Origin of the sequence: Pseudocolwellia agarivorans (assembly GCF_002000085.1) — a bacterium.
Classification (GTDB): Bacteria; Pseudomonadota; Gammaproteobacteria; order Enterobacterales; family Alteromonadaceae; genus Pseudocolwellia; species Pseudocolwellia agarivorans.
Map to the genome: position 1 here is coordinate 1 of NZ_MUZU01000019.1, position 23,563 is coordinate 23,563.

Annotated in this window: 19 protein-coding genes, 1 tRNA gene and 1 riboswitch; of the genes, 14 read left to right on the plus strand and 6 right to left on the minus strand. The window is 34.4% G+C overall.

Annotation, left to right across the window (positions count from 1 at the left end; genetic code table 11):
* Positions 1–229: 229 nt before the first annotated feature.
* Positions 230–1,477: a GGDEF domain-containing protein gene (locus tag B0X80_RS18975; protein ID WP_077343172.1), complete on the plus strand. Its 1,248-nt coding sequence runs from the start codon at positions 230–232 to the stop codon at positions 1,475–1,477.
* A 105-nt stretch (positions 1,478–1,582) separates the two neighbouring features.
* On the opposite strand, the gene B0X80_RS18980 is transcribed toward B0X80_RS18975, so the two are convergent.
* The gene (locus B0X80_RS18980; protein ID WP_077343174.1) at positions 1,583–3,166 is read right to left on the minus strand and encodes a LysM peptidoglycan-binding domain-containing protein; all 1,584 of its coding nucleotides are present in this window, start codon (positions 3,164–3,166) and stop codon (positions 1,583–1,585) included.
* Positions 3,167–3,238: 72 nt separating this feature from the next.
* Positions 3,239–4,048, minus strand: coding sequence for a hydroxyacylglutathione hydrolase (gene gloB, locus B0X80_RS18985; protein WP_077343244.1), 810 nt, complete (start codon positions 4,046–4,048; stop codon positions 3,239–3,241).
* Positions 4,049–4,218: 170 nt separating this feature from the next.
* Between gloB and B0X80_RS18990 the strand changes: the two genes are divergently transcribed.
* Both B0X80_RS18990 and B0X80_RS18995 read left to right on the plus strand, forming a co-directional pair.
* Positions 4,219–4,974: a class I SAM-dependent methyltransferase gene (locus B0X80_RS18990; RefSeq protein ID WP_077343176.1), complete on the plus strand. Its 756-nt coding sequence runs from the start codon at positions 4,219–4,221 to the stop codon at positions 4,972–4,974.
* Positions 4,975–5,008: 34 nt separating this feature from the next.
* Positions 5,009–5,782: a Nif3-like dinuclear metal center hexameric protein gene (locus B0X80_RS18995; RefSeq protein WP_077343178.1), complete on the plus strand. Its 774-nt coding sequence runs from the start codon at positions 5,009–5,011 to the stop codon at positions 5,780–5,782.
* 20 nt (positions 5,783–5,802) lie between these two features.
* Here B0X80_RS18995 and B0X80_RS19000 read toward each other — a convergent pair whose 3' ends face one another.
* Positions 5,803–6,510: an ElyC/SanA/YdcF family protein gene (locus B0X80_RS19000; RefSeq protein ID WP_245825501.1), complete on the minus strand. Its 708-nt coding sequence runs from the start codon at positions 6,508–6,510 to the stop codon at positions 5,803–5,805.
* A gap of 204 nt (positions 6,511–6,714) precedes the next feature.
* Positions 6,715–6,887, plus strand: a riboswitch (Lysine riboswitch).
* Positions 6,888–7,042: 155 nt separating this feature from the next.
* Between B0X80_RS19000 and lysC the strand changes: the two genes are divergently transcribed.
* From lysC to B0X80_RS19020, 4 genes are all read left to right on the plus strand, one after another.
* Complete coding sequence (gene lysC, locus B0X80_RS19005) at positions 7,043–8,404, plus strand: lysine-sensitive aspartokinase 3 (RefSeq protein WP_077343182.1); 1,362 nt, start codon at positions 7,043–7,045, stop codon at positions 8,402–8,404.
* A gap of 221 nt (positions 8,405–8,625) precedes the next feature.
* Complete coding sequence (locus B0X80_RS19010; protein WP_077343184.1) at positions 8,626–9,108, plus strand: low molecular weight protein-tyrosine-phosphatase; 483 nt, start codon at positions 8,626–8,628, stop codon at positions 9,106–9,108.
* A gap of 261 nt (positions 9,109–9,369) precedes the next feature.
* On the plus strand, positions 9,370–10,209 hold the full coding sequence (locus tag B0X80_RS19015; protein WP_077343186.1) for a sulfurtransferase: 840 nt from the start codon (positions 9,370–9,372) through the stop codon (positions 10,207–10,209).
* Positions 10,210–10,286: 77 nt separating this feature from the next.
* Positions 10,287–10,634, plus strand: a complete 348-nt coding sequence (locus tag B0X80_RS19020) for a hypothetical protein (RefSeq protein WP_077343188.1) — start codon at positions 10,287–10,289, stop codon at positions 10,632–10,634.
* A 63-nt stretch (positions 10,635–10,697) separates the two neighbouring features.
* Here the strand turns inward: B0X80_RS19020 and B0X80_RS19025 are convergent, their stop codons facing one another.
* Complete coding sequence (locus tag B0X80_RS19025) at positions 10,698–11,753, minus strand: 3-deoxy-7-phosphoheptulonate synthase (RefSeq protein WP_077343190.1); 1,056 nt, start codon at positions 11,751–11,753, stop codon at positions 10,698–10,700.
* Between the two features lie 334 nt (positions 11,754–12,087).
* Between B0X80_RS19025 and B0X80_RS19030 the strand changes: the two genes are divergently transcribed.
* Positions 12,088–12,822, plus strand: coding sequence for a PEP-CTERM sorting domain-containing protein (locus tag B0X80_RS19030; protein ID WP_077343192.1), 735 nt, complete (start codon positions 12,088–12,090; stop codon positions 12,820–12,822).
* 201 nt (positions 12,823–13,023) lie between these two features.
* Positions 13,024–16,098 carry a D-2-hydroxyglutarate dehydrogenase YdiJ gene (ydiJ, locus tag B0X80_RS19035; protein ID WP_077343194.1) on the plus strand — a complete coding sequence of 1,025 codons (3,075 nt, stop codon included), beginning with the start codon at positions 13,024–13,026 and terminating at the stop codon, positions 16,096–16,098.
* Positions 16,099–16,210: 112 nt separating this feature from the next.
* On the opposite strand, the gene B0X80_RS19040 is transcribed toward ydiJ, so the two are convergent.
* Positions 16,211–19,282, minus strand: coding sequence for an immune inhibitor A domain-containing protein (locus B0X80_RS19040; RefSeq protein WP_077343196.1), 3,072 nt, complete (start codon positions 19,280–19,282; stop codon positions 16,211–16,213).
* On the minus strand, positions 19,275–19,622 hold the full coding sequence (locus B0X80_RS19045; protein WP_077343198.1) for a hypothetical protein: 348 nt from the start codon (positions 19,620–19,622) through the stop codon (positions 19,275–19,277). Before B0X80_RS19045 ends, B0X80_RS19040 begins: the two co-directional genes overlap by 8 nt.
* Positions 19,623–19,870: 248 nt before the next feature.
* On the opposite strand from B0X80_RS19045, the gene B0X80_RS19050 reads away from it, so the two are divergent.
* The 5 genes from B0X80_RS19050 to B0X80_RS19070 all read left to right on the plus strand — a co-directional run bounded on the left by B0X80_RS19050 (position 19,871) and on the right by B0X80_RS19070 (position 23,440).
* Positions 19,871–19,961 (plus strand) — tRNA-Ser (locus B0X80_RS19050).
* A 439-nt stretch (positions 19,962–20,400) separates the two neighbouring features.
* On the plus strand, positions 20,401–21,375 hold the full coding sequence (locus tag B0X80_RS19055) for a GGDEF domain-containing protein (RefSeq protein ID WP_077343200.1): 975 nt from the start codon (positions 20,401–20,403) through the stop codon (positions 21,373–21,375).
* Positions 21,376–21,476: 101 nt separating this feature from the next.
* Positions 21,477–21,983, plus strand: coding sequence for a CreA family protein (locus B0X80_RS19060; RefSeq protein WP_077343202.1), 507 nt, complete (start codon positions 21,477–21,479; stop codon positions 21,981–21,983).
* Between the two features lie 33 nt (positions 21,984–22,016).
* Complete coding sequence (locus tag B0X80_RS19065; protein WP_077343204.1) at positions 22,017–22,874, plus strand: hypothetical protein; 858 nt, start codon at positions 22,017–22,019, stop codon at positions 22,872–22,874.
* 125 nt (positions 22,875–22,999) lie between these two features.
* Entirely contained in the window at positions 23,000–23,440 is a 441-nt protein-coding gene (locus tag B0X80_RS19070; protein ID WP_077343206.1) for a CBS domain-containing protein, read from the plus strand.
* Positions 23,441–23,563: the final 123 nt, after the last annotated feature.

The following is a 23,563-nucleotide window of genomic DNA, read 5'->3' on the forward strand; positions in this document are numbered from 1 at the left end:
CCTGCTTGAAGTGCTTTAACTGCATCTTCGAAATTGAATTGATTTGTCATGTGTCATTCCTGTTTTTACTAGTTTACTGAAATGACACAGATTTTTGAACACTACCATGATTAATGCTTTTTTTAATCTACTGTTTATTCATAATTTATCGCCTTGATATTTGACTATATTCATTACAAATCTATACTCAAATAAGAATCTCCCCCACATAAGTTTGAAATTTATAGTTATGATGACAATAGAACCTCTTTTTGCCTTTTTAGCTGTAACAATACTTTCTGTTAGCTTAATTATGTTTTTTGCCTCTGGTTTACTGTATGCCTTAAATAGCCAAATGGGATATTTTTATCAGAAGTACTGGGCAATGGCTTGGTTTTTGATGGCTGGTTATACATTTTTTGGTGGTTTGACTATGATTTTAAGGATCCAAGGAATTAATGAACACTGGTCCTTATTAGTCTGCACAGGTTTCTCACAATTTTTTGGTTATAGCGGGCCCATTTTACTACTTGCTGGTTGCTTAACGATGAAGTCTGAGCACAAGATCAACTTTCATTGGTGGTTCGTTTTTACAATTATTATTATTTTTTCTGTGGGGGTTACATTTTCATTTAACTCACCGGAACAATGGCAAGAAAGATATATTTTACGAGTAGGGTTAAGAAGTGTTTTTTGCCTTATTATCTCTTCTTGGGTGGCAATAAAAACCATTCAATTCTTTAAAGATGATTCAAAATCTGGGCCTAAAATATTTTCGTATGCCATGCTTACCTACGGTCTTTCATGGAGCGTATACATCATTGCCAGTATAGACTTACTTTTTGGAGGATTATTTTATCGATATTTAGCAATATTCGGCATTATTGAATTTGCTTGCCAAGTTGTACTTATTTATGGCTTTACTATTTGGGCTATTCAAAATGAAAAAGAGAAAGTAGATAACGCCCAACAAAAGCTTGAAGAAATGGCTTGGTTAGATAGTTTAACCGGCTTATATAATAGAAGGTGGTTAGATTGTCATGCTGAACAGTGGTTGCAAAACAATAATATATCGGTAAATAGTGTTGCTGTCATGTTTATAGATCTTGATGGGTTTAAACAAATAAACGATCGATTTGGTCATAAGGTGGGAGATGAATTATTGCAAAAAGTCACCTATGTACTAAAAGAAGAAGCAAGTAACACCGATATTCTTTGTCGATTAGGGGGAGATGAATTTATTTATGTATACACGTCTAGCAGTTCATATGACGATATAAAAAACAAAGCCAATAAATTACGTTCAAATATTCGTTCAATTAAAGATATAGCGAATAACCCCATAAAATTATCTTGTTCAATTGGTATATCTTGCCCGGATAATGTTTTTAATATTGAAGCACTTACCATCGCGAGTGATAAAGCTATGTATGTTGCTAAAAATAAAGGTAAAAATACAATAGAGTTTGCAACATATGAAACCAATTATAATAGGTGAGATTTAATAAAGAGTAATACTGACGTTATTTTTTAGTCAACTCACTTTTGTTACCTGTATAAAAGTGAGTTGATCACAACTGAGTTAGCATTTGTTTAAGATCTGTTAACCATTACTACTGACATCTATTTTTAATTTTTGCCCTGGTTGCAAATACTCTTTTCTGGTTAGGTTATTCCATTTCTCAATACTTTTAATTGATACTTTAAATTTATTTGCTATACGTGCAAAAGAATCGCCACGTCTTACTTTGTAAGTAATGCTTTTAGATTTTGGTGTTATTGATGCGTTCCAAACAACAAGTTTTTGACCTAACTTTAAGGTCGATTGAGTTGAAATATTATTCCATTTAGCTATCTCTTTAGTACTAACTTTATAAGCTTTACTTATATCCCATAAAGTATCACCAGCACTCACTACATGGATTTGTTTTGTTTCAGTTGGTTGACTATCAGTCAATTGTACTTGTTCAGTTAAAGTATATTGTTGACTACTTGAACTGTCTTTTGCAGCAACCGGAATTAATAAATGTTTGCCTGCTCGTATATTATTACCTGATAATTTGTTGATGGTTCTGATTGAATTAATATCTAAATGAAATTTATGGGCTATTTTTCCTAAGCTATCACCTTGTTTTATTTGATAACGTTGCCAAACCATGTGATCTTTTTTGGGCAGTTTAGCTAACTTGTCATTAAAACTAGCAATATTTTCATTCGGTAATAGGAAGCTTGTTGAATGATTAGGATCTGTTGCCCATTGATTGAAACCGGGGTTTAATTCTTTAAATTTGTCTAAAGGTAAACCCGCTAAATGGGCTGCAACAGATAAATCAATTTGTGATTCTACTTTAACCGTATTTACCACTTGTTTATTTTCAATAGGGTAAAGGTCAATTTTATATTCTTGAGCGTGTTGAATAATATCAATAATGGCTAAAAGTTTAGGAACATAATCTCGAGTTTCTTTAGGTAATTCTAATTCCCAGTAATGCGTAGGTCTGTTTTTACGGATGTTTTTTTTCATTGCGCGTTGTACACGACCTTCACCCGAGTTATACGCGGCTAGGGCAAGCATCCAGTCACCATCAAAAAACTTATGTAAGTATTTTAAATATTCAACTGCGCCGTCTGTTGAAGCAATAACATCGCGTCTGCCGTCGTACCACCAATTTTGTTTTAAGCCAAATTGTTTACCTGTTGCAGGAACAAATTGCCATAAACCTGAAGCATCTACACTAGAACGTGCATAAGGACTGAATGCGCTTTCTACTAAAGGTAAAAGAGCTATTTCAAGTGGTATGTTATTTTCTTCTAATTTTTCAATAATATAGTAAAGAAAGGGTTCTGAGCGCTTTAATAAGTTATTTAAAGCGGTAGGGTGCTTTAAATAAGTATTTCTATGACTGATCACATTTTCATGAATAGGGATATCTAATACGAGGTTGTTTTTTATACGTTCCCATACATTACTATATTCTACGGGTGTGCCTTTAGCTATTTTGGGTAAAGGAGCAATACTTTCTTCTTGTATACCGAGTACAAGTAATCGATGAATATCAGACGGTTTAGCGGTGTTTTCAGGTGTTAACTTGGGATTATTTGTCTGTTTTGCTTGTTGAGAAAATGGCGTGCTTTGACAACCAACAAGTACTATTGATAATGCTAATGAGAGAGAAATATACTTCATGAAAAGTTCTATTCGTTAAATGTGGCGTAAGTGTCACTTATTTGAAATACTAATTCAAGAAAGACTATTAAGTTAAAATTCATTTTTCCAATTTCTTAATTGAGTAAAAATGTCTAATTCACTTGTTAATGTAGCATTGCAATATGCTTCAACACTTTGCTTTATGTTGTTGTCAAAACATCGTAAAAATGGATTTATTTTTTTCTCGGTGCAAATAGATGTAGGAATACTGCTTTGATTTTTATCGCGTATTTTTTTTACATAATTATAGTAATTCACTAGTTCTTCATTACTGGGATCTACAGTAAGCGCAAAAGCTAAGTTAGATAGGGTGTATTCGTGTGCACAATAGACTTGTGTTTTTTCAGATAAAGCAGATAAGGTTTGTAATGAGTTAAAAAGTTGTTCGCTTGTTCCATCAAATACTCGTCCACAACCCGCAGAAAATAGAGTATCACCACAAAATAAATTATCTTCAATTAAATAAGCGATGTGCCCTAATGTATGGCCTGGAATATCAAGCACTCGACAGTCTATCGCTAAAGCTTCTAAGTAAATGTTATCTGCATTTTTAACTTGAATGTTACTGTATTGTATTGCTTCTTTGGTGGGGCCGTATACGGTAATTGGCCAGTTGTTATCGTTACAGTACTTAACAAGTTTTTCAACACCACCAACGTGATCACTATGACGGTGAGTAATAAGAATGTTGCTTAGTTGAAGTTTGTTGTCTTGTATATATTTAATACATACGTCAGCATCTCCTGGATCAACTAAAGCAATATAATTCGCAGTGTTTGAATGAATGCACCAAATATAGTTATCGCTAAAAGCCTTAATTGCTTTTACCAATAGAGGCGAGGTAGGTTGTGTTGAATTCATTTTAGACTTATTTTTAATATATAATTTCTGTAATACGGTTATTATACTCATACTACTTCAAGATGCGAGTTTCAGTACCTTGAGATATTATGTTCATATAAACGTTTTAAAATACGGTATCAGTTTTTAAAACTTTATTATTCACGCAGTTAATTAAGGGAATTAGGTATATGAAACCTGCTTTAGCTTTTAGAAAGCAACGCTACCCAAAAGGTTGGGAGCAATTACCTAATGGCAAAGTTATTCTTGATGAAATTAATCAGGTTTTAGCTCGATGGACACCGAAGTTTTTTGGATATCATTTACTTAAAATAGGCGCTTTAAGTGGAGAGGTGGATTGTAGTCAATCGACGATTAAACATCAGGTTACCATTGATGAAAGATCGCCCGATGCTGCTGTAATTTCTGATATTGATGATTTGCCTTTTTTAGAACATAGCGTGGATGTTTGCTTGTTAAGCCATGTTCTAGAATTTACAGGCGATCCGCATCATGTTGTACGTGAAGCAAATCGAGTCTTAATTCCCAACGGCTATTTAGTTATTACAGGATACAATCCTTTTAGTTTAGCGGGACTAAACAGCTTTATACCATATAGGCGACAGAAGTCTCCTTGGAATGAGCGATTTTTTTCTTCTATGCGAGTAAAAGACTGGTTACATTTAATGGGCTATGAAATTTTAGCTGACGAACATTTAATACATTCATCACTTGCTGGTACTATAGGAAAGGGGAAGTTGTTTTCTTATTGGCAGCGTTTTGCTAATAACTTTTTGCCTCAATTAGGTTCTGTTTACATTATAGTAGCTAAAAAGCGCGTGTTGCCATTAACGCCTATTAAGCCAAAGTGGAAGTTACGTCCAAAGTTTTCACCTGTTAAAGTTACAGGCATGAGCTCTAGCCATAAAACACCTAATAAAACTTAGGTTTTCTTCATTCAATAATATTCAAAATAAGACTATGACATATAAAACAATTGCCTGTACAACATTAGAAAAATACTTATTAGACTTACTTAAACCGGAAAAAATTAGAGATTTTTGTCCTAATGGATTACAAGTACAGGGCTCTGAAAAAATCACTAAAATAGTGACGGGAGTTACTGCTACACAAGCATTAATAGATGAAGCTATTAGCATAAATGCCGATGCGATTTTAGTACATCATGGCTATTTTTGGAAAAATGAGTCTTATGTTATTCGAGGTATGAAGCATAAGCGTATTAAGTCACTTCTAATGAATGATATTAATTTATTCGCTTATCATTTGCCCTTAGACATTCACCCCGTTTTAGGTAATAACGCACAACTTGCTAAACTTTTTGGCTTAACCGTTACGGGCCCTTTAGAAATTGGAAATGATTACAGCGTTGCTATTCAAGGAAAATTTACTGAAGAAAAAACAGGAGAAGCACTTCAGACATTGATTTCCAACACGTTAAGACGCGAATGTTTACACATTCAGCCACCTTCTAATAAGCCTATTAAAACGGTTGCTTGGTGCTCAGGCGGTGGTCAAAACTATATTGAATTAGCCGCAGAACAGGGTATTGATGCGTTTATTTCTGGTGAAGTATCAGAGCAAACGACTCATGTAGCGCACGAAATGGATATTCACTTTTTTGCGGCAGGCCATCATGCAACAGAGCGCTACGGCGCAAAAGCTTTAGGCGAGCATTTACAAACTGAGCTAGGCGTAGAAGTTGTATTTATTGATATCGATAATCCGGTTTAATCTTTTTTATTGATAAATAATTAACGTTTAAGCCACTGCACAAATTGCCCAAGTTTTTCATACCAAGCAACAGATGTTTGATTTAATGCAGTAGATCGGGGGAGTTCTTCAAGAAAATTATCATTGCTGCCTTTATAAAAATATCCTGTTGGGGCAGGAATAGGGGCAGTGTTTTGGTTGATAAAATACTGCGCAGCTCTTGGCATATGATTAGCATTTGTCACCAACGCGAATTTTTTATTAATTAATAGTGGAGCAATTAGTATGGCCTCTTCTTCTGTATCTTTAGGAGAAGGTTGAGTTATTATTTTAGCTTCAGGTATTCCTAACGATATAGCAGCATCTTTAACTTTTACAGCATTCGATTCTACATCACCCCCACCATAACCCGAGGTTATGATTGTTGCTTCTGGATGTAATTGAAAAATCCTAAACGCTTCTATTAGTCGTTGTAATGAGCATGTTTGTAGTTGAGTTAAAGCAGGTAATTCATTATTGGTTGTATGACCACATCCTAAAATAACTATATAGTCTAATGTCGTATCTTGTTTACTAAAGGTTTTATATTGGCTTTCTATCGGTTTGATAAAGTTATCTGAAATATAAGGTGTAGAGGCTATGAATAACACCATAAAACCTAATATGAGAAAACCTCGACTAAGTTTTTGATGGTATTTAAATAATAAAATAGCAATGAACAATAAGACAAGAACGATATTAATAGGCATTAATAAAATACCTAAAAGCTTTTTAATAAAGAATAAATCCATGAATATTTAACTAACTCAGTATGTTTTGTTAAGTATAACGATTAGTAAAATAATATTCTTTCGATTTTTTCAAATAGCCATCTAAAAGGCTATTGCATTGCTTTTGTATTTAGTGTCTAATACGCATCGTTAAATGCTACTAATTCTTTATTAGTATTTTTTAATACCAGAAGAGGTGCGATAGCCAGGTAAATAATATGAGGAAGCCAATATTCCGATGATTATTATTGAGGGGGACTACCGCCGAGAATATTACTGTTAATGGCACATAATATTCGGTCGCTAGGGTTGAATCCTTAGGGCTGTCACCATGTTGGTGGAGAGCTTCTGGCTGAATGTTTAGTTATAAGTTCATCTGCACACTAATCCAATCAGTCATGCTCTTCCTTATTTTTTAAACGTTTACTAACGTATTTAGGGAGACTTTAATGTTAAATATCTCACAAACAAATTCTATTCAATTATCTCATTCAATAAGAGCGAGTTTATAATGTCTACTGTAAAAAACTTAACTGTATCGAAATTTGGTGGAACCAGTGTTGCCGATTATGAGGCGATGCTTAGATGCGCGAATATAATTAAAAGTGACTCAGCTAATAAAGTTGTGGTTGTTTCTGCAAGCTCAGGCGTAACTAATTATTTGGTGCGTTTAAGTCAGCCTCAAATTTCACAAGATGAACAACTAGACATTGTTAATAAAATAAAAGCAATTCAATTCAATATTACTCAACATTTAAGTAAAGAGCTTGAGTTAAATGAAAGAGTAGAGCAGTTACTGGCTGAACTTACTCAGCATGCAAAAGAACAATCATTAAATCATAGTTTACGTATTGCCGACGCTATTCTTTCTTACGGTGAGCAACTGAGCTCAATTATATTTGCAGAAGTATTACAAACCATAGGTGTAAACGGTAAAGCGTTTGATGTTCGCCAAATAATGAGAACAAATAGTTTATTTGGTAAAGCGGTGGTTGATCTTGACGCATTAAAAACAAATACTACGCAAGTGCTACTTCCTGAACTTGAAAACAATGTGATTGTGACTCAAGGCTTTATTGGCCAAAATGAAGCGGGGCAAACAACAACGCTAGGTAGAGGCGGTTCCGATTACAGCGCTGCGCTTTTAGCTGAAGCATTAAACGCTAACGATTTAGCTATTTGGACCGATGTTGTAGGTATTTTTACAACGGACCCCCGTATTACTGATCAAGCGCGAGCGATTAAAGAAATCAGTTTTGGTGAAGCAGCAGAAATGGCAACCTTTGGCGCTAAAATTCTGCATCCTGCCACGTTAATTCCAGCCATGAGACAAAACATCCCTGTTTTTGTGGGTAGCAGTAAAGCGCCTGAACAAGGTGGTACACGCATTCAAAAAGTGGTTGATTCTGCACCTACATATCGTTCAATTGCTTTAAGACGAGAGCAAACACTGGTAACTGTTAAAAGCCCTGAAATGCTTCATGCAAGCGGGTTTTTAGCTAAAGTATTCACTATTCTAGCTAAGCATGAACTGAGTGTAGACCTCATCACTACAAGTGAAATTAGTATTGCGTTAACCTTTGATAATCCAGCAGGTTCAACACAAGCGGTTATTACCAAAGCGGTTGTTGAAGATTTAGAACAACTTTGTGAAGTAAAAGTTGAGCACGGTTTATCATTAGTAGCGGTTATTGGTAATAATATTCATACTACAAGCGGTATAGGTAATGTTATTTTTGATGCTGTTGAAGGTGTAAATATTCGCATGATTTGCCAAGGTGCTAGCGCACATAATTTGTGTTTCTTAGTACCAGAAAATGATGCTAATAAAGTGGTTGAAACCTTACATCACAGACTCTTTCCTTTATCATAAATAGGATGGTCATACTAAATAGATGCGTTTATTTGGTATGACTCGCTTAAATTGTATATTTTAGAATGCCTAATTATTATTATTTTAGGATTATGGCTATAAATGAAGTTTTTGTTAATAAAGTATTAAATTATTGTTTTAAAAATGCTGAACAATGATTATAGTATATGTTATCTCGTCTAAATCATTAGGCGGTCCTTTAACTTCATTATAGGTGAAACATGCTAGAAAACAGCGATTTAAAAAATATTAACTCAGTACTTTTTGTGTGTATGGGCAATATTTGTCGCTCACCTAGTGCCGAAGCTGTTTTCAGACATAAAGCTAATCAAGCGGGTTTATCTATTATAATTGATTCAGCTGGAACTATAGGTTCTCATGCTAGAGAAAAGCCAGATCATCGTGCTCAAAAAGCAGGTATGGCTCGAGGTTATTCTTTCGATAAAATTAAAGCTCGTAAAGTTGTAGAAAAAGACTTTGACGCTTTTGATCTTATACTTGCTATGGATAGTGACAACGTTAAAAATCTTAAAAAAATAGCACCGGAACACCTACATTATAAAATTCAACTTTTTCTAGACTACGCTAGTAATCATGAAGAATCTGAAGTACCAGATCCTTACTATGGTGGTGCAAAGGGATTTCAATTCGTTTTAGATCTAGTGGAAGATGCTAGTGATGGTTTGTTAGCTAAACTAAAGTAAGCCTTTATACTCGCTAATACCCATAAAGGTGCATAATTTAATTATTAGCACCTTTTTTTAATAGCGTTACCCTGAAATATTTCTATTTTCGTCACATACCACCATTCTTTTATTTATATTCTTAATTTCTTTCAGATTTAGTTTTATACTTTTCATAACGATTTACAATATAAGACTTATTGACTTTTATGTGTATACAATTTGTTATTAATTAACTTAATATAAACGTACTCATTAGTACATAGGTCATAGAGAAAGCATATGAATAACCCGTTGGTTTCTACACATTGGTTAAAAACAAATATTGATAAAAAAGATTTATTTATATTAGATGTCAGTGTAACGACTGTAATAGGCAAAGAACCTATTATTTATGATGAATTAATCACTATTCCTAACAGCTACAAAGTAAGTATTGAAGCATTATCGAATTTACGATCACAAGCTATACATGCTTTTCCTTTAAAAGAAGATATTCAACAACTTGCCGCTAAAATAGGTTTTACAAAGCAAAGTACTTTAGTGCTTTACGATAATCAGGGAATATATTCTTCCCCAAGGGCTTGGTGGGTTTTTAAGTCGTTTGGTTTTGATCATGTTTTCATTTTAAATGGCGGTTTACCTAAGTGGATACAAGATGGATACTTAACTGAAGATCGTCATATCGAAGCTTTAAAAACTACAGGTGAAATAATTGAACCTGTTTATAAACCTCAGTTACTGGTTAATAGTAATGATGTACTAAGTAACATAACTTCAGAAACAGCTTTAGTTGTTGATGTTCGTTCAAAAGGGCGGTTTATGGGTACAGAACCAGAGCCTCGTTCTGGTGTTAGGTCAGGACATATTCCTAAATCAGTTAATTTACCTTATGGAATGGTACTGAATTCAATTGAATATAAAACCACTGAAGAATTAAAAGCGTTATTTGATGGTATTTGTGATAATAAAACGTCATTGATTTTTTCGTGTGGTACTGGCGTTACTGCAAGTATTGTTCTTGTTGCTGCTTATATTGTTGGTTTTGAAGATGTACGTTTATATGCAGGTTCTTGGGCTGAATGGGGCGCTGACCATTCACTTCCTATTTCAATAGAGTAATGCTAATCCATTAATGAAATGGATGTCATTTAAATAAATTTACAACGTTGTTTGCTTATTAGAACAAGGACATTGTTTTGAATATTGCTTTAAAAGCCGTTTTACTTTCGGCGCTTGTATATCCAGGTGTTGGCCACTACATTTTAAATAAGCGTATAGCGTGTGCTGTGCTTGCATGCGCTTTTACTTTACCTTTACTCTTCTTATTTAGCGATATTTTTCAGGTGGCTCACAGTTTAGCTGACCAAATTTCAGCCGGACAAATACCTCTCGATATTATTGAAATTAGGCATCAGATAGACACTGAACTTGCAAGTATGACTGAAGGCAGTTTTAGCTATTATCTTTACGGATTAGGTATTATTTGGTTGATAGGAATTATAGACTCTTATCGATTGGGTAAAGCTGAGAGCCATTTAAAATAAAGGGTATTTTATTATTCAGTTTTAAGGGGTATATTTTAAAACTGAATAATAAATAATTTAGTGTTATTTAGCGCGTGCAACTTTTACTGCGTTGGCAAGCACATTAATAATTTCTTCACTTTCGGTTAAGTTTACACAAGCATCGGTAATACTTTGTCCGTAAGTTAACGAATCAATAGATTCAACTTTTTGATTACCTTCAACTAAAAAGCTTTCTACCATTAAACCAAATATAGATGTTTCACCGTTTTTAATTTGATCAGCAATTGAGTTTGCAACATCTATCTGTTTTTTATGGTCTTTGTAGCTATTTCCGTGACTGCAATCCACCATTATTTTGGTATGAATACTCGATTTTTCTAATGATTCACGTGTTTGCTTTATATCATTTTCATGGTAGTTCGGTGTTTTTCCACCACGTAAAATTACATGAGCGTGCGGGTTACCATGTGTTTGATAGATACACATTTGACCACTTTTATCGGGTGAATATAAAACATGAGGTACACTTGAAGCTTTAATGGCATCTAAAGCAATTTGAATATTACCGTCAGTTCCATTTTTAAAACCTACTGGACATGAAAGAGCAGAAGCTAATTCACGATGAACTTGGCTTTCTGTAGTTCGTGCGCCAATAGCTCCCCAACTAATTAAATCAGAAATATATTGCCCAGTTACCATATCCAAAAATTCAGTACCGGCAGATAAACCTAATCTATTAATATCCATTAACAAATTACGCGCAAGGTTTAACCCTTTTGCTACATTAAATGACTTATCTAAATTAGGATCACTTATTAAACCTTTCCATCCGACGGTTGTTCTAGGTTTTTCAAAATAAACACGCATTACAATTAATAGCTCATCTTTATGTTTATCACTTAATACCTTAAGTTTTTTAGCGTAATCAATAGCTGCTTCAGTGTCATGAATAGAACAAGGACCAATAACAAGGAGTAACCTGTCATCTTCACCTGTAATGATGTTTTCAATGTTTTTTCTACTTTCGATAATAAAATCAGCGGTTTCTTGATCAAGGGGAATTTGATTAGCTAATTCTTCAGGAGAAACTAAGTTATCAATAAGCGTTGTACGTAATTCATCAGTTTTAATTGTCATGGGCTTTTCTAAAAGAGTTGTACTCAAAGTTGAACAGTAAAATTATGAATAAATTGTACAGGTAAAGTCGGGCTTAGTTAATGGTTAATCTTATTATTATATTCTCATTTTTTTTCAAAACTTATCAGGAGTACATTTTTATATACATATGTTGTAAAAAGGGAGCAACATGTTTAATCATTTGATTGTTATATGTCCAATATTTTTACAGTTATAAGTCAATTTTATCTATGTTGAATTATAATTCATTGTATTTAAATGTAATTAATAGATTGGCATTTATTATGCTGGCTTTAGTTATAGTTATATAAAATAAAATGAGAGGGATACCAATATGTATATTGCATTTATAAAATTAATTAAATATATACTATGTTCAACTTGTATATTTGCTGCTACGGCTAGTGCCGCAATTATACAGTGGGCCGACTGGCAATCAGGCACAGCAAACGAAGTAATTGGTGAGTTTGTAACCACGACTTCAACGGTTAATATCACTTATACTAATCCACAAGGTTATGCGTTTCTTCAAACAGGTACAGGATTTGATTATTTTCATGGGTTTGAAGATGTAACTCGATCTCCTTATACGAGTGCATTTGTAGAAAATATACCTACGGCAGCTGAAATGATTGCACTGCGTTACGCAGGTTCTCAAACACTTACCTTTTCTGAAACTGTTGCAAATCCTGTATTCTCATACGTGAGTTTAAATGGTAATGGTTACGCTTTTGATCAAGACTTCGAAATTTTAAGCTTTGGTGATGGTGTGGATAACCTTCGAGGACATTGGGGAGCTGGCACTTCATATAAAGATGTAGTTGATATTGGTGGAGGGGTTATGGAATACCGTTTATTAGGTACTGGTGAACCTCATGGTACAATCCGATTTACAGGTGCATTTGATAGTGTAACTTGGCAAAGCTCAAGTAATGAAAACTGGAACGGTTTCACTGTTGGTATTCAGGGGACAGCGAAAGAAGTGTTTGATGTTCCAGAGCCATCTACTCTTGCTATTTTTTCTTTGGCGGTAATGGGGTTAGTGACTCGTAGAGTTAAAAATAAATAATAATTTACTATACCATTATCCAAAAGCACCTAAACTTTAGGTGCTTTTTTTTATTGAGCAGTTAGTGAACTTTAAAGTAAGTTAATTCTTATCTATTAAAATATAAAAAAGTGTCAATGAATTAGGTTTTCAATAATCAATTCTTAATTACGTCATGATATACTAACGGCATGTTAAACCTTGCTGAAATATAATAATTACATGTTACCTAGGATTGATCACCTCGAAGTCGTAGCTCCGCTATATCAAGAATTTGCCCGTTTATTACAAACTAAGCCCTACCAAGGCGATATTAGTTGTCAATATAGTGCTCGTTTATCTGTTGCAACAGATAACAGTGTATATCAACAACTGCCACAGTTGGTGTTAAATCCACGTAATAAATTCGATGTTCAAATAATTACTCAACTTGCGAACGAAGAAAAATTTAATAACATTAAATTTAGCGCAAGAGGGGGTGGTACAGGTACTAACGGCCAAAGTTTAACACCGGGTATAGTGGTTGACTTGTCTAAATACATGAATCGTATTTTAGAAATCAACGTAAAAGAAAACTGGGTTAGAGTTGAAGCGGGTGTTGTTAAAGACCAACTCAATGATTATTTACGACCTTTTGGTTTCTTTTTTGCTCCAGATTTATCAACCAGTAACCGTGCAACCATTGGTGGCATGATCAACACCGATGCTTCAGGCCAAGGCTCCTTGTATTACGGTAAAACATCTGATCATGTTCTAGAATTAGAGTCTATTTTAGCTAATGGTGACTTTTTACATACAGCTCCCATGAGTATGGAAAAAGCCGTTGAACTTTCACAAGAAGATTCAAGTTTAGGTAAAATTCTTCAACAAGTACTTGCTACATGTAAAGATAATCGAGAACAAATCCTTGAAAAATTCCCTCGTTTAAACCGTTTTTTAACGGGCTACGATTTAGAGCACGTGTTTAATGATGATCTAACACAAGTTGATTTAAGTCGTATTATTACTGGTTCTGAGGGATCTTTAGCTTTTGTATGTGAAGCTAAATTAGATTTAAACCAAATTTTAAAAGCTAAAACCGTTATTAATATTAAATACGACAGCTTTGATTCAGCATTAAGACATTCTCCCGCTTTAGTTGAAGCTAAAGCAACGTCTGTTGAAACAATTGACAGTAAAGTTCTTAATCTCGCTAAACAAGATATTGTATGGCATTCAGTGAGTGATTTAATTACTGATGTTGAAGGTAAAGTGATGGATGGTATTAACGTTGTTGAATACAACGGCACCAGTGTTGAAGATTTAGCGGATCAAGTTGCTGAATTAACCGCTCGCTTAGACAAAGATATTGAAAGTAGCATTGGCGGTATTATTGGTTATCAAGTAACAAGCGATCTCGCGAGCATTAACAAGCTTTACGCTATGCGTAAAAAAGCGGTGGGTTTACTCGGTAATACTAAAGGTAGTCAAAAGCCATTAGCGTTTGCCGAAGACACAGCGGTACCTCCAGAAAACTTAGCGGATTATATTGTTGAATTTAGAGCATTATTAGACAGCTACAATTTACAATACGGTATGTTTGGTCATGTAGATGCTGGGGTTTTACATGTGCGCCCAGCACTTGATATGTGTGATCCAGAACAAGAAGTTTTATTACGAGAAATATCAGATAAAGTTGTTGCTTTAACCGCTAAATATGGCGGTTTAATGTGGGGCGAACATGGTCGTGGTTATCGTAGTGAATACGGTCCAGAATTTTTTGGCGAAGCATTATTTTTAGAACTGCGTAAAGTTAAGAGTGCTTTTGATCCATTTAATAAAATGAATCCAGGTAAAATTTGTACACCGATAGAGTCTACTGAAAAGTTAGTTTCGGTTGATGCAATTAAACGTGGGTTTTATGATCGTCAAATACCTATTGAAGTAAAAGACTCGTTTAAATCAGCGCTAGACTGTAATGGTAACGGGTTATGTTTTAACTACGATGCCAATAGCCCTATGTGTCCTTCAAGTAAAGTAACGCGTGACCGAAGGCAGTCGCCAAAGGGCAGGGCTGGCTTGATGCGTGAGTGGTTACGCTTATTAGAGCAAAAAGGTGTAGATGTTCTTAAACTCGAACAAAATGTTAATGGTTGGTCTGTTAAACAACTACTTGAACAAACATTATTTAAGATGAAAAGTCGTTTCTCTAGTGAATATAAAAATGACTTTTCTCATGAAGTGATGGAAGCTATGTCTGGCTGTTTAGCTTGTAAAGCGTGTGCAAGCCAATGTCCAATTAAAGTTGACGTTCCTGACTTTAAAGCGCGTTTTGTGAATTTGTATCACACGCGTTATTTCCGTCCTTTGAAAGACCACTTAGTCGCAAATGTAGAAGTTATTACGCCGTTGTTAGCTAAAGCACCCAAGTTAGTTAATAGTGTATTAAGTACTAAAATTTATGATGCGTTTTCAAGCGCGACAATCGGTTATGTAAATACACCTTTATTATCTGTGCCTACACTTGAAGAAAGTGTAAATAATCATGTAAGCAAAGGTTTGTTTGAAGCGTTTGATTTAGAAAAGTTAGAAGCATTAACACAAGAAGAAAAACAGCAATATATATTAATAGTACAAGACCCTTTTACATCGTTTTATGATGCTAAAACGGTTGAGTCTATGATGTTGTTAGCGCATAAATGCGGATTTAAACCTGTGTTATTACCGTTTAAACCTAATGGTAAAGCACAGCACGTAAAAGGCTTTTTAGCGCGCTTTGCTAAAACGGCTAAAAATACAGCTGAGTTCTTAAATAAATTACACAACTTAGATTTACCTATGATCGGTTTAGATGGTTCTTTAGTGCTTTGCTACAGAGACGAATATAAACAAGTGTTAGGCGAAAACCGCGGTGACTTTAACGTGATGTTAGCTCATGAGTGGTTATTACCTAAGCTAGATATCATTCAAGAAAAGCTGCAATTAACTTCTCAAATAGAATATAAATTATTCTCACACTGTACAGAGAAAACTGCATTGCCTAATAGTGAAACTCAGTGGGTTACTATATTTAATGCGTTAGGCTTGTCTTTACAAAAAGAGAGTGTAGGTTGTTGTGGTATGGCAGGTACATATGGCCATGAAAAAGTGAATGTAGAAAAGTCTAAAACATTATTTGAATCAAGCTGGGAGCCTAAATTAGAGCGTTTAAACGCGCAACAAATTGTGGCGACTGGCTTTTCATGTAGAAGTCAAACAAAACGCTTTGCTGATTTAAAAGCACGACATCCAGCGCAAGTATTAGCCGAGTTGTTATAAGTTGATTGATGTTTAGCTTTTAATGAGCAAATTATAAGAGAATGAAACTAAAAAGGTCAGATAAATATTTATCTGACCTTTTTTATTTAAGATGGAATTTATAATTAAAAAATTATTTGTTTAGCTTCGTCTTTCTCCAGCCTAATAAACCAATAATACTAAACATAAACCAACCCATAGAGCCACCTGAATCGCTATTTGAGCTACTTTGATTTTGATTATTCGTAACGGTGGTTGTGGCACTAACGGTTATGTTATTACTTACCGTTTGTGTTTTTTCATCTGCATCTGTTATCGTTAAACTCACCGTATAAGCACCAGCAGTAGCATAAGTGTGGCTAGGTGTTGCCGAGGTATCTGTTTGGGAATCACCGAAATCCCATAAATAACTATAGGGTTTACTTCCTCCTGCTACATTACTGGTAAAGCTTGCGATTAAATTATTTGTTGAAGATGTAAACGAAGAAATTAAGGGGTTGTCTATCGTAATGCTTTTAGTGAAAACAAACGATTCACCGGTTTCATCTGTTACGGTTAACGACACAGTAAATGCACCAGCGTTCTTGTAGGTATAAGCACCAGAAACCAAGCTTGAAACACCTTCGTTATCACCAAAGTCCCACCGGTAGGTAAAGTTGCCTTGGCCGCCCGTTAGTGTGGCGCTATAATTTAATTGCGTATTATCTGCTGATAAATTGATATTACCCTGTATGGGAGATCCAACAGTAATTGATTTTGATAATTCTTTCTCACCACTATCAGTTGTATAAGACACTTCAACATTATAAGAGCCAGCACTTTGATAAGTATGATTAACAGAGCTGCCCGTTAACTGTGTACCATCACCCATTTTCCAAGTAAAAATACTCGTATCGGTTATTTCATCGTCTTCAATTGAAAGGCTAACACTTAACCCATTTTGCGTTTTTACTAAACTGCTTACTTCATTTTTTGTTAATAAAACAGTCGCTGTTGAACTATCAGAAGCTTGTGTAATAATTTCCATATTTAAACCTAAAGTCGGTAGTTTAATACCCGACTCTGGTTGAAGTGGTGAAGAGTAATCATCTCTATCATTAAAAATAGCGTTATTCGTTAATGATGTATCAAAGGTCGAAGTCGTTTGATCATACAAACTAAAAGCAGCATCTCGTAATTGCTTTTCGGTTGTTCTTATAGCGTTATTACGTTTAATAAGTGTTTGGTCTGCATCAACTACACCAATAAAAACTTCCCCCGCATGTTGACTCACATTGTTGTTTTCAACCCCTTCGTTTCTATACCAAAGCAAAACACCAGGATCGTGGTCTATCGTTTTTAATGCTGAATCAGTTACGCTGTGGTTACGTAGTTGAACATAGTAATAATGTTCAGCTCCGTCTACTGTTTCACTTATCCGGCTAAAACCATCTAATATAAGAGGGAACAATGTTTCAGCACCATTACTGAATATAGTACCGTTACTTGATGTTATTTTAATATCATCAGCCACAAAGCCATAACCATATTCAGCAGTGTCAGTAACATACTCAATTTCAATATTGACATTTTGATTAGTAAAATTTGATAAATTAAAAGTTAAATCAACCCAACCTAATGGTAATGATGCACCGGAGAGATTAGTTGATTCACCACTAATAAAGTTTTTGACTTGAGAGTAAAATTCATTTGTCGCTTTGGTATAATTACCAGCAACTACTTGGTTATTTACTTTAACAACAAGGTAGTCGTAATCTTGTTCTATATCCCATCGGGCTTTCATGCTTAATATCGGGTTACTACCAGAAATTGAGGCATTAAAGCTGAGGCTGTTGTTTAATTCATCACCTTTACCCGAATAATATTGATGCGTGCCTGAAAAAGGTTGTCCAAAATCTTCAGGAACATTAGGTAAGTTGATTTTTATCTGATTAACGCCACCGCTGTGGTTAGTCGCGCGATTTACTGTGAGGGTTTCGTTTAAAGACTCTGTTAACGTGACACTTTGTTGGTTGACCCAATTTCCTTCATAGCGTGTTTGAAAATATTCTCTAGCATAAGGACTAAAAGATACTGGTTGTGATCCTCTTGGGCTTCCTAACCAACTACCGCTTCCCATAACCGACCATGCCTGCACAGGAGCGCCAATATCATCATTACCTGTATCATATTCGTCAGGTACGCCTAAGTCATGGCCAAACTCATGAACCACTACTCCAGTAGACGAATCTATTGGTGTTATAGTATAACCAAATATTTTCGTGGTCGAGCCTACAATATCCATAGGTTGGTTGTTATCGTCAAACACGAAAAATCGATGCGACCAAATAGCGTCTGTTCCTAAATTCCCACCGCCAGACTCTTCACCAATACTTGAATGAAATATCATTATATGATCAACAATGCCGTCAGGTTCGTTAATATTGCCATCGTTATCTCTATCAAAATAATCGGTTTTGTCATAATCACTTAAATCAATTTGGTTTTGAGCGACGGCTTTGGTTACTGCTTCAATAACAAGTTCGCCTACGTTGCTATCATTTTCATCATTATTATTAGCACCATAATACTTTGCATCGTTATCTGCCGTTATCCAACCATAAGTGTTACCCGTAAACGAAAGACTTTCGCCTGATTCATGTTGATAATATTGGTAAGCTGATTCTATATTTTGATTCGAAGGGCCGTTATAGCCAGTAGCTGAAAATAATAAATCTTCATAATGAGATTTAGGATATTCATTGTAAAACATGTCTGTATCGCCATCACTTAAACCATGGTTGTCATGCTTTAAGTCTTGAAAATCAATCATAATAGCGAGTACTTTTACTGTGTTTTTGACATCGGCAGGGGCAAAGTTAGGGCGACTGATTTTTGATAATTGATTGTTTGATTTTGATGCTGAGTTGTTAGACATCGCTTTCAACGTTGCTTGGTGTTGGCCTAATACTTTTTTATTGAAGGTGTTAAATGCACTATTAGCTGATACTCTTTTAGAAAGGTAGACATTCACAGCGTCTTGTTTTTCTTTTTCTGTAGCATTTGAAAATAATATGCCTCTTTTTTCTAACCAGTAAGCAATCCTTTCTTTATTAACCACACCCAGATCTGTTGGAGTAACAATGTTAGTAAGAGATTCGGCATAAGATAAGTGACTTGATATAAGAATACTTGTTAAAAGAGTGGTTTTAAAAAATTTATGCATAATGAATTTTCTCTAATAGGGGAGTGATAACTGTTAACTTTTGTGATTTGCATGATTTATTTTTCTTTTTGATAAAGTCATTAACATACTGAGTTATTTCTTCTTCAGTCATTGTTTTATTTAACTTACCTTCTTTGAACAACATATCTTTGATTTTACTTTTATCTTTAACCAGTGGAGATGAATAATTCTTACAAGGAATAGGAAGAGAAGACTGAGCTGAAACTTTACCTGTAGTTTGGTTATTATCATCCACACTTATAGTTTGTTGATTTTGACAACCTAAAGCACTGATTGAAAATGCGACAAATACTACTGAACTTAAAATTCGTCTATCCATATTATTCCTTACTGCAAAAAAGGGGGTAACTAAACTGTAGAACGTATACTGTAATTGTAAACATAATTCAGTGTTTTTGATTGAGTATTTTACAATAAGACCTGAAATGTATGCTTTTTATTCATTCTTTTGGTGTTTTTTACACAAGATAAATAAAATTACACTTTTGCTTTAAAAAATACTTTACAAACATACTAAGTGTCTTTAATATTCGCCTCGCTTTAACGCTACAGCGTTATTTGCATTCAGGTGAGATGGCTGAGTGGTCGAAAGCACCGGTCTTGAAAACCGGCAAGGGTTTGTAGCCCTTCTAGAGTTCAAATCTCTATCTCACCGCCACATTCTAAGAAACCGCTAATTATTTAGCGGTTTTTTTTCGTCTAGAGTTTATAGAATATATCTTTAGGTTTGTAGCGCTAAACCTATTATAGAGTTCAAATCTCTATCTCACCGCCACATTCTAAGAAATCGCTAATTATTTAGCGGTTTTTTTTCGTCTAGAGTTTATGGAATATATCTTTAGGTTTGTAGCGCTAAACCTCTTATAGAGTTCAAATATCTACCTAAACCCTATAACTTTATCTTTAAAGAAAACAGGCATATTGTAAAACGTTATTGAATATCAACTATAAAAGAAGTAATCATCTATTTTTTTGTTAATATGTAGGAGGGCGTAGTTATTTATATAAAATATTTACAATATCGAGTATTACATTTTTCATATAAGTCATTTTATTATTCTTAACCAGATGGCATAATTTTTTATTTTGAGAGCGCTATGATCAATCAGTTGCAACAAAAATATCAACTTTCTATATTGTTCTTACTTGGGATTGTTGCTGTTGTTGGCGTTTTCCCATTTGTTTGTATTCGATTTTATGAAGGTAATAATCTCGCAGCATTTATTGATTTGATGTTAGTGATAGGTATTGTTTCTTTGGTTGCCTACGCAAGTTACTCAAAAAAAATTCGGTCAGTAAGTATTGTTATTGCTCTATTTATTAATGGTGGTGCTGTTACTATTATTGTTGCTAATGGCATTAATAGCTTTTTATGGATTTACCCTGTATTAGCCAGCACTTTTATTTTCATTAAGCCTCTTGAAGCTTTTTGTATTAATCTCCTATCATCAATGTCGTTAATCTTTTTCTCCGATGTATTTACGATTATTTCTCTAGATTCCTATATTGTAGCAACGTCAATGTTATCTATGAGTATCTTTGTTTCAGCCAAACACAGTGAAAAACAATTTAGTTCGTTAGAAATGCTAAATTCTGTTGATACGCTAACAGGGGCTTTTAATCGCCGAGCGATGAATTTTGATTTGGAATCTGCTTTGTCTTTTTCGAATAGAAATGGAGCAAAACAATTATTAGTTATGTTAGACCTAGATTATTTCAAGAAAATTAATGATAAATATGGGCATGCTGTAGGTGATCAGGTACTTAAAGAGTTTGTTTCGATTGTACAATCAAATATACGTAAGTCTGATCGACTTTATCGTTTTGGGGGCGAGGAGTTTGTATTGCTTATTCCAGAGCTGAATGATAACCAAGATATTTTTATTAATAACTTAAGAGAAGCGATTAAAGCACAATTAAAAACGCCTGACGGTAAAGAAATTACAGTATCTTTTGGTGCCGCTTTTTGGGTACCTAATACAACAGAAGATACATGGTTACAGCGTGCCGACGAAGCACTTTATCAGGCTAAATCAAATGGTCGTAATTGTGTTGTATTTAATCACGAATAATTAATTTAACTGTTATCTAAAAATTTTTATCAAGTTCAACTAACGTCATACCTTGTTATAGTTTATCATCTTTAGCAAACGTTATTTAAGGATGCTATATTATGAAAAACGCAACATTTTCATCTCTTTTCACCACTTTATTTATCCCATCGTTATTAACTATCGGATTCTTATCAGGTTGCTCTGATAATGTTGGCAAGGTGAGTTTAGGTTTGTTTACAACAAAAGATGTTGTGATAGAAGCTAAACAAGATCCTATTATTACCGGTGTTACTTGCCATATAAGTCATGTTGAAGCGGATTTAGACTTTAGCGATCCGTCTGATATGTCTATTGCTTGTCGTCAAACAGGTGAAATTACCGAAGCACAGTTAAATAAGATAGATCGCTCTAAAAACGGCGAAATTGTTTTTAAGCAGTCAAAAAGTATTTTATTTAAAAGCCTTAAGGTACGCAGAATTTATGATGCTGAACACAAAACCTTAATTTACCTGTCTTATTCTACAAAGGAGTCTAGCGGTAGCCATCACCATTCACTTTCAACCGTTGCGCTATTTAATACTCAAGGTTGGGATTGGGCTTTACAACAGGCGAAATCAGCTAACTAAACTTCCTCGTTTTTACGATAATAAGATACAAATATGATTTTAGATTTATTTAAAACAAAACCCGTTATTGAAGACAGTGTACACAACTGGATTGCAGATACTTATGCGTGGGCAATAACTCATCTTAATGGTGATTTTTTAAAAAATGATAGTCAGCTTATTTTACCTAGCAATAAATTTTATCCGGGCAGAGTGTCTAGCGTTCATGAAATGGCGCAACAAGTCTTTAGCCAAACGGTTAAATACGCAGGTATGGAAAACTGGCCTTTGGTGTTAGTAGAGCCTCATAAAGCGTCTACTAATGAGATACCTAAATTGTCAACAAGTCGCTTATTACGTGGAGCTTCAGCTAACATTACGATTGCCAATGAAAACACTTATGATAGTGGAAATTTAGCTGAGGTTAGTTATGGCGGCGAAAGTATTACTCGTGGAAATATCGCTAATAAGAATTTAATCGAAATTAGTTATAACCCAGCACAAGTTAATCAACCACAAGACTTAGTGTCTTCATTTGCGCAAATATTAGCCTCACTCCTTGTGTATCATTCGCCACAATTGCCACCAGGCGGCAAAGACTACATTCCACAAACCATAGATTTAGTCGCTTGTTTTATGGGATTTGGAGTTATATTTTCTAATACCGCCTTTCAGTTTAAAGGTGGGTGTGGATCTTGTAATAATCGGCAGGCCAATAGGCAATCAACATTAACTGAATTAGAAACGGTTTATTGTTTAGCTATGTTTTGCCAGTTAAAAGATATTAACAAAAGTGATGTTTTACCGCATTTAAAAGGGCACTTGAAAAGCCTTTTTAAAGGAGCTGTTAAGCAATTAAATCAACAAAATAGTGAATTAGAAGCTTCAGCTTTACTGTCGTTGATAAAATAATGAATAAAATTGAGTATTTTTACACGTTAAGGTCTACAGTTATAGAATATCCCCGTAACCATTCAAGATGCATGTTTCAGTGGGAAGAGGGATATAACCAATAAAAACAACAAAGGGCAAGTGGTATGGAATCATTACAAGTTCAACATTATATGAATCATTATCCTGTAACTTTTTCACCTGACATGGTTGTGCAAGAAGCTTCGTTAAGATTTTTAAAAACGAAACAAATTGGTGGTCCTGTTATTGATACTAATAATCAGTTAGTCGGTTTTTTATCTGAAAATGATGTGCTGTCTAAAATGTTAGATAGTATTTATCACAATAAACATTTTGCTTATGTGTCTGAGATGATGCGAAAAGACGTATTAACAGTTAAACCTTACGACAGCATTATAGAGTTAGGCCAAACCATGTTGTTAAACAAGCCTAAGGTTTATCCCGTTGTAGACGACGATGGTAATTTACTTGGTACTATTTGCCGTAACGATGTTTTACGGGCTATTGATAAACATATACGTTCAGGTGAAATTGCTGATAAATTAAGCCATAAATCAACTGCTTAATTATAAGTAAGACTTAAACAAATAAAATGAACTTACTGCCATTTTGGGTAGAAACTGATATTATAGTTGCAATGTAACTATGTATTAGAGCCTGTTGTGTCGTTAGAAGTAAGTTCAAATCCT